11 protein-coding genes are annotated in these 13,639 nt (G+C 72.5%); 3 read left to right on the top strand and 8 right to left on the bottom strand.

Going from position 1 to position 13,639, the window contains the following annotated elements:
• Positions 1-51: 51 nt before the first annotated feature.
• From aroA to RI138_RS22255, 4 genes are all read right to left on the bottom strand, one after another.
• Positions 52-1,335, bottom strand: coding sequence for a 3-phosphoshikimate 1-carboxyvinyltransferase (gene aroA, locus RI138_RS22270; RefSeq protein ID WP_311121335.1), 1,284 nt, complete (start codon positions 1,333-1,335; stop codon positions 52-54).
• Positions 1,332-3,449: a transketolase gene (gene tkt / locus RI138_RS22265; protein ID WP_311121334.1), complete on the bottom strand. Its 2,118-nt coding sequence runs from the start codon at positions 3,447-3,449 to the stop codon at positions 1,332-1,334. The genes aroA and tkt overlap by 4 nt, the downstream gene beginning before the upstream one ends.
• Before the next feature lie 290 nt (positions 3,450-3,739).
• Positions 3,740-4,945 carry an IS701 family transposase gene (locus RI138_RS22260; RefSeq protein ID WP_311121333.1) on the bottom strand — a complete coding sequence of 402 codons (1,206 nt, stop codon included), beginning with the start codon at positions 4,943-4,945 and terminating at the stop codon, positions 3,740-3,742.
• 118 nt (positions 4,946-5,063) lie between these two features.
• Positions 5,064-6,254, bottom strand: a complete 1,191-nt coding sequence (locus RI138_RS22255; RefSeq protein WP_311121332.1) for an IS701 family transposase — start codon at positions 6,252-6,254, stop codon at positions 5,064-5,066.
• A gap of 187 nt (positions 6,255-6,441) precedes the next feature.
• On the opposite strand from RI138_RS22255, the gene RI138_RS22250 reads away from it, so the two are divergent.
• Positions 6,442-7,095: a helix-turn-helix domain-containing protein gene (locus tag RI138_RS22250; protein WP_311121331.1), complete on the top strand. Its 654-nt coding sequence runs from the start codon at positions 6,442-6,444 to the stop codon at positions 7,093-7,095.
• A 90-nt stretch (positions 7,096-7,185) separates the two neighbouring features.
• On the top strand, positions 7,186-7,959 hold the full coding sequence (locus tag RI138_RS22245) for an SDR family NAD(P)-dependent oxidoreductase (protein ID WP_107470959.1): 774 nt from the start codon (positions 7,186-7,188) through the stop codon (positions 7,957-7,959).
• A 143-nt stretch (positions 7,960-8,102) separates the two neighbouring features.
• On the opposite strand, the gene RI138_RS22240 is transcribed toward RI138_RS22245, so the two are convergent.
• A complete protein-coding gene (locus RI138_RS22240) occupies positions 8,103-9,086 on the bottom strand; it encodes a ScbA/BarX family gamma-butyrolactone biosynthesis protein (protein ID WP_311121330.1) in 984 nt (327 codons plus the stop codon).
• Between the two features lie 155 nt (positions 9,087-9,241).
• Between RI138_RS22240 and RI138_RS22235 the strand changes: the two genes are divergently transcribed.
• Positions 9,242-9,865: a ScbR family autoregulator-binding transcription factor gene (locus RI138_RS22235; protein ID WP_096627239.1), complete on the top strand. Its 624-nt coding sequence runs from the start codon at positions 9,242-9,244 to the stop codon at positions 9,863-9,865.
• A gap of 50 nt (positions 9,866-9,915) precedes the next feature.
• Here RI138_RS22235 and RI138_RS22230 read toward each other — a convergent pair whose 3' ends face one another.
• The 3 genes from RI138_RS22230 to RI138_RS22220 all read right to left on the bottom strand — a co-directional run bounded on the left by RI138_RS22230 (position 9,916) and on the right by RI138_RS22220 (position 13,636).
• Positions 9,916-10,941 (bottom strand): 4'-phosphopantetheinyl transferase family protein, encoded by a 1,026-nt coding sequence (locus tag RI138_RS22230; protein ID WP_311121329.1) that lies wholly within the window; start codon positions 10,939-10,941, stop codon positions 9,916-9,918.
• Positions 10,942-10,954: 13 nt separating this feature from the next.
• Positions 10,955-11,650 carry a phosphopantetheine-binding protein gene (locus RI138_RS22225; RefSeq protein ID WP_311121328.1) on the bottom strand — a complete coding sequence of 232 codons (696 nt, stop codon included), beginning with the start codon at positions 11,648-11,650 and terminating at the stop codon, positions 10,955-10,957.
• A 93-nt stretch (positions 11,651-11,743) separates the two neighbouring features.
• Positions 11,744-13,636, bottom strand: coding sequence for an anthranilate synthase family protein (locus RI138_RS22220; RefSeq protein ID WP_311121327.1), 1,893 nt, complete (start codon positions 13,634-13,636; stop codon positions 11,744-11,746).
• Positions 13,637-13,639: the final 3 nt, after the last annotated feature.

Raw genomic sequence — 13,639 nt, 5'->3', positions numbered from 1 at the left:
CTTTCCTGTGGGCTTTGGACTGCGCCTTCCTCCGGCGCGCGTACGTGGTCATCAGCGGTACTCCGGCACTTCGTAGTACGGGAAGAGCCGCGCCATCTCCTGGTGGAAGCCGGGGAAGGTCTTCGTGACGCAGGACGGGTCGTCGAGCGTCAGCGGAACCTGCGCGGCCAGCCCCAGGACCGAGAACGCCATGGCGATCCGGTGGTCGCGGTGGCAGGCGATGCGGGCGGGCCGCAGCGGGCCGGGGTGGACGGTGACCGAGTCCTCCGTCTCGTCCACCCGGATGCCGCAGGCGCGCAGGTTCTGCGCCACCGCCGCTATGCGGTCCGACTCCTTGAACCGGGCGTGCCGCACCCCGCCGATGGTCAGGGGCGCGTCGGCGAGCGGAGCGATCGCCGCGAGGGTCATGAAGGTGTCGGAGATGTCGCCCATGTCGAGGGTGAGACCGCCGCGCAGCCGTCCGGTGCCGGTCACGGTGACGTCCCGGTCCGACACCTCCACCCGGGCGCCCAGCTGCCGCAGGGTGTCCACGAACCGCAGGTCGCCCTGGAGGCTGCGGCCGCAGAGGCCGGGCACGGTCACCCGGTGCTCGGTCGCGGCGGCGGCCGCGAAGACGTACGAGGCGGTGGAGGCGTCGGGTTCGATGACGACGGCGGCGGGCCGGTAGCCGCCCGGCCGCACCTCGACCACCCCGTCCCCGGACTCCTGGACGTCCGCGCCGAAGCGCCGCATCAGGGCCAGCGTCATGTCGAGGTAGGGACGGCTGACGGAGCCGCTCAGGTCGGCCCGGACCGGATGCCGCATCAGGGGGGCGGTCATCAGCAGGCCGCTGAGGAACTGGCTGCTCATGGAGGAGTCCACCCGCAGCTCGCCGCCCTCCAGGCCACTGGCCCGTACGGTCAGCGGGAAGCGGCCCGGGACCGGGGTCTCCAGCTCGGCGCCGAGCGCGGTCATGGCCTTCATCAGCGGGCTCAGCGGCCGGGCCCTGAGCTGTTCGGAGCCGTCGAAGGTGAAGGTCCCCTCGCCCGCCGCGCTGAACGGGGGCAGGAAGCGGGCCGCCGTACCGGCGTCGGCGCACCACACCTCGCCCGTGCCGACGGGGCCGCGGCCGTTGCCGGTCACGTCCCAGAACTGGTCGCTGGGGCTGGTCTCGACCGCCACGCCGAGGCTGCCGAGGGCCGCCCTGAAGGCGAGGGTGTCGTGGCTGACCAGAGGGGCCCACAGCGTGCTGGTGCCCTTCGCCGCAGCGGCCAGGAGCAGGGCCCTGGTGGTGATGCTCTTGGAGCCGGGGATACGCGCGGACAGCGGGCGCAGCCGGGATATCTGCGGTGTCATCGGCGGGCCGCCTTCTCCATGGCGGTCTCCACCTCGGCGGCGACCGCCTCGGGGGTGAAGCCGAACTCGCGGAAGAGCAGCGCGCCGTCGGCCGAGGCGCCGAACCGCTCCAGGGACATCACGCGCCCCGCCTCGCCCGCGATGCGGTCCCAGCCGAGACCCACTCCGGCCTCGACCGTCACCCGTACGCGTACGTCGGGTGGCAGCACCTGGTCCCGGTAGGAGCGGTCCTGCTCCATGAACCATTCCAGGCAGGGCATCGACACCACCCGGGCCGCGATACCGCGCTTCGCCAGCAGCTCCTGGGCGGCGACCGCCAGGGACACCTCGGAACCGGTGGCCACGAGCAGCGCCTGCGGAACCCCGCCCTCGGCCTCACGGAAGACGTAACCGCCGCGCGGGACAAGCTCGTTGGGCGGGTAGACGGGCAGGTTCTGCCGCGACAGCACGATCCCGTGCGGGGCCGGGTCGGCGCTGTGCCGGCGCAGGATCTCCGCCCAGGCGGCCGCCGTCTCGTTGGCGTCGGCGGGGCGTACGACGTTCAGCCCGGGGATGGCCCGCAGGGTGGCGAGCTGCTCGACCGGCTGGTGGGTGGGGCCGTCCTCGCCGAGCCCGACCGAGTCGTGGGTCCACACGTAGGTGACCGGGAGCCGCATCAGCGCGGCGAGCCGCACGGCGGGGCGCATGTAGTCGGAGAAGACCAGGAAAGTGCCCCCGTAGATGCGGGTCGCGCCGTGCAGCGCCACCCCGTTCATCACGGACGCCATGGCGTGTTCCCTGATGCCGAAGTGCACGGTACGGCCGTACGGGTCGGCCTGCGGCAGGGCGTTGCCCAGCGGCAGGAAGGACGAACTGCTGTCGATCGTGGTGTTGTTGGACCCGGCCAGGTCGGCGGAGCCGCCCCACAGCTCGGGCAGCAGCGGCCCCAGCGCGGCGAGTACGGTGCCCGACGCCTTGCGGGTGGCGACGGAGGTGCCGGGCTCGAAGACGGGGAGCTTGTTCTCCCACCCGGCCGGCGGCTGCCCCTGGGTGATCCGGTCGTACTCCGCGGCCCGGCGGGGGTGGGCGTCGCGCCACTGCGCCAGCTTCCCGGCCCAGGCGGTGTGTGCGGCACGGCCGCGGACCAGGGCGGTCCGGGTGTGCGCGAGGACCTCGTCCGGTACGTGGAAGGAGCGGGCCGGGTCGAGGCCGAGGACCTCCTTGGTGGCAGCGACCTCCTGTGCGCCGAGGGCGGCCCCGTGCGCGGCGGCGGTGCCCTTGGCACGGGGGGCGGGCCAGGCGATGACCGAGCGCGCGGCGATCAGGGTGGGCCGGTCGCGCACCTCCTTGGCGGCGAGGAACGCCTCGCGCAGGGCACGGGGGTCCAGGTCGCCGTCGGGCTTCGGCTCCACCCGCTGCACGTGCCAGCCGTAGGAGGCGTACCGCTGGAGGACGTCCTCGGAGAACGCGGTGCTGGTGTCCCCCTCGATCGAGATGTGGTTGTCGTCGTAGAGCACGACGAGGTTGCCCAGCTTCTGGTGTCCGGCGAGCGACGAGGCCTCGGCGCACACGCCTTCCTGGAGGTCGCCGTCGCCCGCGATGACCCAGACCGTGTGGTCGAAGGGGGAGGTGCCGGTGGCGGCCTCGGGGTCGTAGAGCCCCCGCTCGTAGCGGGCGGCCATGGCCATGCCCACCGCGTTGGCGATGCCCTGCCCCAGCGGTCCGGTGGTGGTCTCCACCCCGGGGGTGTGCCCGTGCTCGGGGTGTCCGGGGGTGAGGCTGCCGTGGCGGCGGAAGGCCTTGAGGTCGTCCAGGGTCAGCGGGTAGCCCGCCAGCATCAGCTGGACGTACAGCAGCAGGCTGGCGTGACCGGCGGAGAGGACGAACCGGTCCCGCCCCTCCCAGCCGGGGTCGGCGGGGTCGTGGGCCATGACCTTCTGGAAGAGGACGTACGCGGCCGGGGCGAGGCTCATCGCCGTTCCCGGGTGTCCGTGCCCGGCGTGCTGCACGGCGTCCATGGCCAGGGCGCGGGCGGTGTCGACGGCTCGCTGGTCGAGCGCGCTCCAGTCCTGTGCGCTCCAGTCCTCGGGGTGCTGCGTCGGCTGATCCTGTGCGGTCTGCGGTGGTGACTGCATGGGGTCGTCCCTACGGAGTTCGGCGGTCCGGGAGAACCGCGGGGGCTGGTCATGAAGCGCTGCTCGCGGCAGCGAGGTCGAGATGTGCGTGCGTGAGCGAGGGGGGAAGTGGGGGGGTGCGGGTGCGGGGGTTGGTCCCCTGCCCCGGGCCGGCCCTCGGTGCGGACAACGCCGCGGCGGACCGTGTGCGCCGGACGGGCCCGGCGGCGGGGCGCCGGTGGGGGGCCGTTCCTCGGCTGCCGCTCCAACTTATGGGCCCGTGGGTGGGGACCCAAGCCGGACTTCGATAACTAGCCCGCGATGTACGGCAGATGCGAGGTGCGGTCACCCAGGATGGTGACGGCGTGGGCGGCCGAGGCGAGCGTGACGTGCCGGTGCCAGCCGTTGAAGGAGCGCCCGGTGAAGTCCCGGATGCCCACGCGGTCGGCCACCACCGTGGCGTCATGGGCCGCCCGGTCCGTGAGCTGCCGCAGCCTGGCCAGGTACTCCATGGGGACCGTGGTGAGGTTGGACAGCCACAGCTCGGCCGGCCAGCGGCTGCCGTAGTCGCCCACACCCAGGAGCACCAGCTGCCGGTGTTCGGAACCCCGGGGATACGAGGGGAGTTCGACGCGTACGGCGGCGGCGAGGGGCATGTCCTTCACCACTCCCGACAGGGGGCGCCTGCCCGGCACCGGTCGCCGCATGTTCCCGGCCATGGCCATGATCCGGTGTGCGGGGAGTGTGCTCTGCTCCCGCCCCGACATGACCCGGTCGGTCACGGTGAGCAGGGTGTCCCCGCCCACCCTCGCCATGAGCGGAACGTGCGTGGTGGCCAGCGTCTTCAGGAGCGGCTCGGACGCCTCGTCCAGATCGAAGACGACGGGCCGCACCGGCAGCCCCCAGCCGAGCTGGGTCTCCCGGGACGCCTCGACCGCGCAGCCGTGCAGGCTCTCCGCGCTCGTACCCTCCGGGACCGCCGCCTGACTGCGCCGGGCGTCGTCGGTGTGCCACGAGGAAGGCAGCTGTAGCCGCCAGTTGACCGGTACGCCCGCGGACTCCGACGTCGCCCAGACGCCGATGGCGCGCTGCGCGTTCAGGGTCTGCCCGAGCGCCGGGGAGAAGTGCCGGCCCACCCCCACGGAGTTCTGTCCGGCCTTGGGGATGGTCATGGGTCTTACTACCCAGGCCCGGGTCGGCAGGGCGGCGTCCACGGCTTCGGCCAGCGCCCGGCGGATGGGCACCCAGTCCCAGGTGGAGTCGCTGATGAAGTGGTGCAGGTTCTGCTCGGAGGCCTGGGTTCCGAGCAGCTTGGCGATGTTGCGGATCGACTTGCGCCCCTGGACGGTCAGCAGTCCGTCCAGATACTGGAGGCCCTTGCGGCGCTGGTCGCTGCGGGGCAGCGAGGCGAAGACCCTGGAGGCCAGCTCGGCGAGGACCAGGTCGCGGGAAGGGGAAGGCGGCAGAACCGGCAGGGCGTGACCGGTACGGACAGCGGGCGGGCAGTGGTCAATCATGGGCTTCCTCACTGTTGCCCGAGGGCGGAGCCCCCGGAGGGATCGACGGCAGGACGGCGCGGTGTCCGGCTGAGCGACACCTCGGCCACGGCAGGCCCCACGGCAGGCCCCTGGTGGGTCAGGGACCGACGGGCCATCCCTGCGGCACGCTCGCGCCACGCAGTTGGCGGTAGAGGTAGGCGGCGGAGGCCAGCGTCATGTGGTGATGCCAGCCCGGGAAGGAACGGCCCTCGAAGTCCAGGAGCCCGAGCTCGGTCTGCACGTCCCGGACCGCCACATCGGTCAGGACTGTGCGGTGCGCGAGCCCGCGCACGGTGGTCGGCGGTGCGTCGCGGAGCGAGGTGATCCAGAACCGGGAGGGCCGTTTCGGCGCGGTGGCGACCTCCGCGACCAGCCGGTGCGATTGGTGCACGGCGGTTGCCGGGGGGCGCGACGGGAGGAGACGTACGGCGGTCGAGAACAGCTGCGCCCGCCCGGGCAGTGCCGAGGCGGTCCGCCGGCAGCGCGCCGCCACGAGAGCCGCCGCGTCGCCCGGGGAAGCGGTGGCCGGGGACGGGGCCGCCCCTCGGGGGGACGCCGGTGTGAGCGGCTGCCCGGGCGGCACCTCCAGGACGAAGTCCCGGCTCTGCCAGGTGAGTTGGGAGGTCAACTGATGGACGCCGGGGGCGAAGTCGCGGCCGAGCACCACGGGCGCGGACTCGGCCACCCCCGCGGCGGCGAACTGCTCCACCATCTCCAGTACGAGGGCCCAGGCGGGCCGGGGCGTCACCGCGTCCGGAATCCGCGCGCGGCGGCGCCGCTCGGGGTCCTCGCACCAGGTGTCGTCGAGGAGGAGGCGCCAGCCGACCGGGATGCTGCGGCCGCCACCGGAGAGGAACAGACCGATGCCGACCTGGCAGTTCACCCGTCGGCCGGTACCCGGGAGGATGCCCGCGCGCAGCCCCACCGAATGGCTCCCCCGCTTGCGCAGCAGCACAGGCCTGGCCGTCCAGACGGCGTCGGGCAGCAGTCCGGCCGCGATCCGGGCCAGCTCCACCCGCGCGGGCGCCCACTCCCAGGGGCTGGCACTGATGAACTGCTGGAGCGCCTGCGGCGCACTCTCGGGCAGGCCCAGCGTCCGGGCCATGCGCCGCACGGTCTTGCGCCCGGGCGTGGTCAGCAGTCCTCTGAGATAGGCGTCCGCCCAGCGGCGCTGGTCACTGCGGGGCAGATACCCGAAGACCCGCTCCGCGTAGGCGGTCAGGCCCTCCGGCCCTGCTCGCCGCGCGCTCTCCGGTGCGCCGAGGACCGCCGTGGCCTGTGCAGACATGACTGGCTCCTTGAAGGCTCCTGGCCGGCGGTGGCTGCCGGCGACATCCAAAACATAACCATCATTCTTATTCTTTTGAAGAGTGAGGATGCCTTCCGGGTGCAAGTTCGTCAACTCGGCGTTGTGAACGGCGGATGACGCGGGGAGCGTAGGGAGTTGATCAGCGAACCAGGAGTGGGAGGTCACGGTGGCACCGGACGGAACGGGAAGGAGGCCGGCGAAACAGCAGGAGAGGTCCCTGCTGACGCGCGGCGCTCTGCTGGACGCCACCGCGCGGGAGATCGACCGGCATGGCTACGGCAGCATGGTCATGCACCGCATCGCCCGCGAGGCCGGTGTCACGACGGGTGCGCTGACCTTCCACTTCCCCACGAAAGGGCAGCTCCTCGCCGAGCTCGGGGAGCTCGGCCTCGCCCGCGTCGAGGAGCGGGTGAGCGAGGTGGCCGAGCTCCCGGTGACCCCCCTGCGCAGGGCCCACCTACTGCTCCTGGCCCTGCTCGAACTGCTCCACCGCGATGTCGTGGCACGTGCGGCCGTACGGCTCTCCAGCGAGATCCCGGGGGCCGACGACTGGTCGGACTCCTGGCTCCGGCCGGTACGGGAGATGTTCCGCAGCGCGGGCGAGGAAGGGCAGTTGAGGGCGGGCGTCACCCCGGAGGCGGTGACGGAGATGGCCCTGCGACTGGCCGCCGGGACGGAGGTGCACGCCCGGGGCGACGGCGCAGGACCCGAGGACGCCGAGGCCGCCAGGGTGCGCTTCACCCAGTTCTGCGACCTGCTCCTGTACGGCATCTCAGCCATCCGCCCACCCGAGCCGGACCCCGCTAGTAAAAATACATAAGAACCATTATTCTTTTCCTGTCCAGGGGGCCGCCCGCGAGGGCGGCCCTTGGGGGGTCAGAAGCAGTCCATGGGGAGTGGGGAACTCGGCATGACTAGGGACACAGGCTTGCTGCGGGACAGAGTCATGATGATCACGGGGGCATCCAGCGGGATCGGGGCGGCGGCGGGGCGCGTGTTCGCCGACGAGGGCGCGACCGTGGTGCTCATGGCGCGGCGCGAGGACCGGCTGCGCGAGCTCGCCGACCGGATAGCCGCGGGCGGGGGGCGCGCGATGGTCGCCGCGGGGGACGTGACCCGGGAGGGCGAGGTCGAACGGGTCGTCACCGAGGCGGTGGCGCGCTTCGGCCGGCTGGACGGCGCCTTCAACAACGCCGGCTACGCGACGTCCGGCAGCTTGCTGCACGAGACGGACGGCTCGGTCTTTGAACAGATCATGGCCGTGAACGTCAGGGGCGTGTGGAACTGCATGCGCCACCAGATCCCCGCGATGCTCGGCTCCGGCCGCCCGGCGTCGATCGTGAACACCTCCAGCGTGGCGGGCGTGCAGGCCACGGGCGCGTCCTCCGCCTATGTGGCGGCCAAGCACGCGGTCCTGGGGCTGACCCGGGCGGCCGCGGCCGAGTACGGCCGGCGGGGGGTCCGCGTGAACGCCCTGGTGGTGGGCAGCACGCGCACCGAGATGATGGACCAGGTACTGAAGGACACACCCTCGTTGGAGGAGGACTTCGTCGGGCGCTCCATCCAGAAACGGATGGCCGAACCGGAGGAGATCGCGCGCAACGCCGCCTGGCTCTGCAGCGATCAGGCCTCGTTCGTCACGGGCGTCGCGATGCCGGTGGACGGCGGCTGGACCGCCGCCTGACGCCCGGCGGGTTCACACCACGGCAGCGGCGGCCCGCCCCGGGAAGGGGCGGGCCGCCGCTGCCGTATCGATAAGGGCGGGATGCGGGCGGCCCCGCCAGGGCGTTCACGCGAACACGCGAACCCCCACCGGGGAACAGCGCTCTACCGGGGGAACGGAATGACGTCCCCGCCCGCCCGCACCAGGGCGGCGGGCCCGGGACCCGCCTTCCGGGCGAGCCGCACCGTGGCGGTGAAGCACTCGACCCCGTCCTGCCACAGCGAGACGACCGTACGCCGGTGGCCCTCCGGGGCCGGGTCCAGCGGGCGCGCCTCGATCCGGCACGGAGCGTCGAGCTCGACGTAGCGGTGGAAGGAGGTCTCCATGCCCGTCACGGACTGGGGGTGGTCGGAGGGGAGCATCAGGGCGGCCTGGCGGGCGGCCTCCAGGAGGAGCAGGCCCGGGGCGTGGTCGAGGGGGTGGTCGAAGAAGAGGGGGTGCGTGGTGTCCACCCTCAGCCGCCACCGGCCGAGGCCCACCGCGGGGCTGAGGACGACATCGCGCAGCCGGGTGCGCCCCAGGACCGACGGCGCGATCGGCGCGATGGGGGCGGCGGGCAGGGCGGTGACGGCTTCGGGGGTGCCGCGGCCCGCCCGCAGTCGCCGGTAGACGGCCGGGGACTGCACGGTCAGGCGCGTGGTGCACTCGGCGAGCGGCCGCCCGCCCCGGACCACGGATATGAGCAGGGTGAGCGCTGCCGCCCGGCTGCCGCGACGGGTCGACTCCAGGCAGGTGACGTGGAGTTCGACGGGTCCGCTCCGGTCGCCCGGGGCCAGGGCCGCCGGGGTCAGCTCATAACCGAAGTCGTCCCACAGCAGGTGATGCCCGAGGGGGACGTCGTAGGCGCTGTGGCACAGCAGGGGAAAGGACTGGCGCACCGTCTCGGTGAGGAGGAGCAGGTCGAGCGCGGCCCCCCTGGCCGCGTAGTACTCGTGCACCTCGGGCCAGTGGGCCGAGACCACGAACCCGTCACTTCCGTCGGGCCGCAGACCGGTGAGCAGCACCGATCCGGGGCGGGCCTTGTGAACGAGCTCCCCCGCGACGAACGCGACGGGCGGGGCAAGGGTGACGGTGGCGGTGCTTGGCATACGGATACTCCCCCGGGTAGAGAGGCATGAGAGGTATGGGCACAAAGCGCACGGTTGGTACGGGGCGCACCTGCCTGGACGACCGGGGCCCCGAGAGATAAAATAAGGATGATTCTTTTTTTTGTCCAGACTTTACCGGCGAACGGAGCCCGAACATGGAACGTCAGATGCAGGACCGTGCGCTGCGCACACGTGAATTGCTGTTGCGCGCCGCGGCGGAGGAGTTCGACGCGGCCGGGTACGCGGGGACGGGGCTCAACAAGATCGCGAAGCGGGCCGGGCTGACGGTGGGGGCGCTGTACTTCCACTTCGAGTCGAAGGAAGGCATCGCGAGGGCGGTCATGATGGCGCAGCCCGAGAGCATCGAGCCGCACGTCGACACCCAGGGCCTGCAACGCATCGTGGACATCACCCGGGTGTGGTCGCACCAGCTCCTGAAGGACCCGCTGCTGCGCGCCGGTGTACGGCTCTCGGTGGAGCAGGGCAGCTTCGGCGTCAACGACATCTCGCCCTACCTCCAGTGGCGGGACGTCATGGAGCAGTGCCTGTGCGACGCCCGGGACAGCGGGGAGCTGCTGCCGGGGGTCGACCCGAGGTGGGTGGCCGAGTTCGTCGTCAGCGCGTGCACCGGCGTCCAGCTGTACGCGCAGCTGGTGAACGGCCGGAAGGACCTGCCGGAGCGCACGGTCGAGATGTGGCGGCTGCTGCTCCCGGGGATCGCCACGCCCGGGACCCTGCCCCGTATCGATCTCAGCCCGCGGCGCGGCGACAAGTCCTGAGCCGGCCGGCCGTTCAGTTCCCCGTGCGGCCCGCCACCGCCCGGGCCGCGTCAGCGGCCGGCGACCGGCTCCGGCAGCCCCAGCAGCTCCGGCGCCTTCCGGCTCCAGGGGAAGCCGCGGTGCAACTGGAGGACGGAGGGTACGTCGGCGTCGGCGAGGAGTGCCACGGCCGCCAGCACACCGGGCTCGGGTTCGAGCTCCAGGAACCGCCACGGCAGGGCCGCTTCGGACTCGGGCGGCCTGAACGCAAGGACCCCGCGCTCCTCGTGCAGGGTGAAGGAGAAGCTGTCGAAGGGGAGCCCGAGGCCCAGCCCGCGCGCCTTGGAGTACGCCTCCTTCAGCGTCCACAGCCGCAGGGTCCGGCAGTCCCGGGTACGGCCCGGCGCGGCCCGCGCCACCCAGTCCCGTTCGTCCTGCGCGAAGGTCTCGATGATCGCGTCGAGCCCCTGCTCACCGCGGTCGACGCGCTCCACGTCCACCCCGATCCGGTGGCTGCGCACCACGCCGAGCAGGTTGTGGCCCTCGGCATGGGACAGGTTGAAGTCCAGCTCCTGTCCGCCGCGCGGCAGTCCGACGGGGGGCCGCTCCAGGAACGGCCGCCCCCGTGCGGACCGCCAGATCACGGCTTCCGCCTCGGGCAGGCCGCTCTCCAGCGCGAGTACGCGCCGAACGAGGGCGTGGGCGACCAGATACTGCCGCCGGTCGTGTTCGAACAGAAAGCGGCTCGCGGTCTCCTGCTCCTCCTCGTCGAGCCAGTGCCGGGCCAGGGTGACGGCGAGTGCGGAGTCGAGCTCGTCGTTGGAGCAGTACCAGAGCTTGATGGGCTCATGGGCCCCGCCGGGCAGCGGCAGGAACACCGGAGCCGCCGCACCGGACACCGGAGCCGCCGCCGCACCGGACGCCGGGGCCGGGGAGGCGGATACCGGGGCCGGGGAGGCGGGCGCCGGGGCCAGGGGCGGGAAGCCGCCGTCCGTTCCGCGTCCGGGTGCCCTCCGCCGTTCCGCGAGGAGCCACACGGCCTGCTCGCGCTCCAGGAGGCCGGCCTTGAACCGGGTGAGTATTTCGCGTTCGTCCATCGTTGTCGCCCGTTCACGCCTGGTGAGGCAGCCGCGTGAGCGCCTCGTCCACCGAAAGCCGGTCCGCGCGCACCGCGTCGAGGAGCGCGCCCAGTTCTTCGTCGGCCGCCGGGCCGTCGGCGGCGGGCGGCCCCTCCGCCTTGGCTACGCGCGCGATATGAGCGGCCATCGCGGCGAGCCCGGGGCGGTCGAGCAGGGTGACGGCGGGCTCGTTCATGCGATACGCGTCGTTGATGGCGGCGACGAACTTCGCCCCGCGGATGGAGTCGACGCCCAGCAGGTTGAAGGGGGCCGAGGGGTCCAGGGCCGCCGGCTCGCAGCCCAGTATCCCCGCCAGACGCTCGCGCAGAAAGCCGAGGATGTCCTGCGTGGCGTCGGGCGTGACAGACGTGGCGGGCTCCGGGGGCGCCGTCTCCCGTTCCTCCACGACACCGGCCTCGCGTGCCACCTGCCCGGCGAACGCCAGCAGCGTGGGGTGGGCGAACAGGGCTGTGGGCTTGAGGCCCGTTCCGTAATGGGCGTTGACCACGGAGACGAACTGGAGGGTCGCTACGGACCCGATGCCCATCGACCGGAACGTCAGCCCGGGATCGAGCTGCTCGGGCCGCACCTTCAGCACGTCGGCGAGCAGCGATATGAGCTCGGCGACCACCGCGGCCGGTGCCGCGTCGGAGGTCGCCGAGGCGAGAGTCTGGTCTTGAAAGGACATGCGTGGGCTCCAAGTATCCGTCTGTCCGTGTATCCGTGCGGGAGTGCGGCGGCTCCCGGGCCCGGCCGTTTCGCCGGGCCCGGGAGCGGCCGGTCAGCCGACGCGTGCGGCGGCCAGGCTCTCCAGGAGCGCGGCGATGACCCCGGGGCCGTTCTGGGTCAGCACGGACTCGGCGTGGAACTGCATGGAGGCGAAGCCGCGGGCGTGCAGACCGTGGACCTCACCGGTCTCCGGATCACGGCTGATCCGCACCGGCCCGTGCTCGGGGTGGTCGAACCCGTCCTCCTCGGCGTGCGCGGCGAAGGTGTTGTAGAAGCCCACCCGCGCACGTCCGCCGAACCAGTCGATCTCGTGCTGGACGCCCTGGTTGGGGACCGGCCTGCGGTGCAGGGACAGGCCCAGGACGGTGCTGAGCACCTGGTGGCTCAGACAGACGGCCAGGAAGGGGCGGCGCTCCGCCAGCAGCCCGGTGACGGCGCCTCGCAGATGGGCGATCTTGGGGTGGTCCGTCTCGCGCGGATCGCCCGGCCCGGGCCCCAGGATCACCAGGTCGTGCGCGGCCACGTCGTAGGGCTCGTCGAAGCGACGCACCGTGACCTCGCACCCGAGGGAGCGCACCTGGTGAGCGATCATCTCGGTGAAGGTGTCCTCCGCGTCCACCACCAGGACCCGCAGCCCCGCCAGGGGCTGTTCCTGCCCGGAGTGGCCGCCCGGATCGCGCAGCCAGAAGTCGGCGATCCCCTCGTTCCGCCGGTCGAGCGCCGTGCGGACGGCGGGGTGGGCGCCGAAGCGGAGGGGCTCGGGTTCACCGAGCGCCGCGAGCAGCCCCGCCGCCTTGGCCCGGGTCTCGCGCACCTCGGACTGGGGGTCCGAGTGGCGCACCAGGGTCGCGCCCGTCCCGATGCTCATCCGTCCCGAGGCATCGATGTCGGCGGTACGGATGAGGATCGAGGAGTCGAGGGTGCGGCCCCCCGCGGCGTCGCGCCCGATGAGGGCGGCGACCCCGCTGTAGTAGCCGCGCCCGACGGGCTCGTAGCGGCGGATCACCTTGGCCGCGCTCTCCAGCGGGGAGCCGGTCACGGTCGGGGCGAACAGCGTCTCGCGGAGGATGTCGCGGACGTCCCGGTCGGTCGTGCCCTCGATGAAGTACTCGGTGTGCGCCAGGCGTGCCATCTCCTTGAGGTAGGGGCCGACCAGCCGGGCGCCCGAGGGGCAGACGCGCCCCATCATCTTCAGCTCCTCGTCGACGACCATGTAGAGCTCGTCGGTCTCCTTCCGGTCGTCGAGGAACTCCAGGACGCCGTCCAGGGAGGGGCCGTCGGCGGGATAGCGGTAGGTGCCGCTGATCGGGTTCATGACCGCCACGCCGCCGTGCACGCTGATGTGCCGCTCGGGCGTGGCGCCGACGAACGTACGCCCGCCCGTGTGCACGAGGAACGTCCAGTACGCACCGGACTCGCGCTCCATGAGCCGCCGGAAGACGGCCAGGGCCACCTGCCGCGAGAAGCCGGGCAGTTGGGCGACGAAGGAACGCTTGATGACGAAGTTGGCCCCCTCTCCGGTGCCGATCTCGGTGTCGATCACGCGGCGCACGATGTCCGCGTACTCCTCGTCGGGCACGTCGAACCGTCCGTCGACGAACTTGACCGGCCCGCCCGGGAGCCGGGACAGCATCGCGCCGAGCGGCACCGTCGCCTGCTCCCGTACGGCCATGGAGAGCAGGGACTCGCCGTCGGCGCGGGCCTGGTACCCCCGCTCGGTGATCTGCCCGTACGGGATCATGACCAGCAGGTCGTGTCCCGCACCGGGCGGCGGGTCCTCGGCGAGCGGCAGATCCTTGAGCGCGGCGACCTCGGTCACCTCGCCGAGGAGGATCTCCAGGGTGTCGGCCCCGGCCTGCTCCGGCCTGTGGAGCAGGGCGAAGTCGTCGGCGCCGCCGTCGAGGATCCGCGCCAGGAGGTCGGGGGTTTCGTGTACTGATGCCATGGT

The sequence above is a fragment of the Streptomyces durocortorensis genome, assembly GCF_031760065.1.
In the GTDB taxonomy this organism is placed as follows: Bacteria; Actinomycetota; Actinomycetes; order Streptomycetales; family Streptomycetaceae; genus Streptomyces.
Note: the sequence above shows the minus strand (reverse complement) of the source record. Positions and strands in the feature narration are given on the sequence as shown.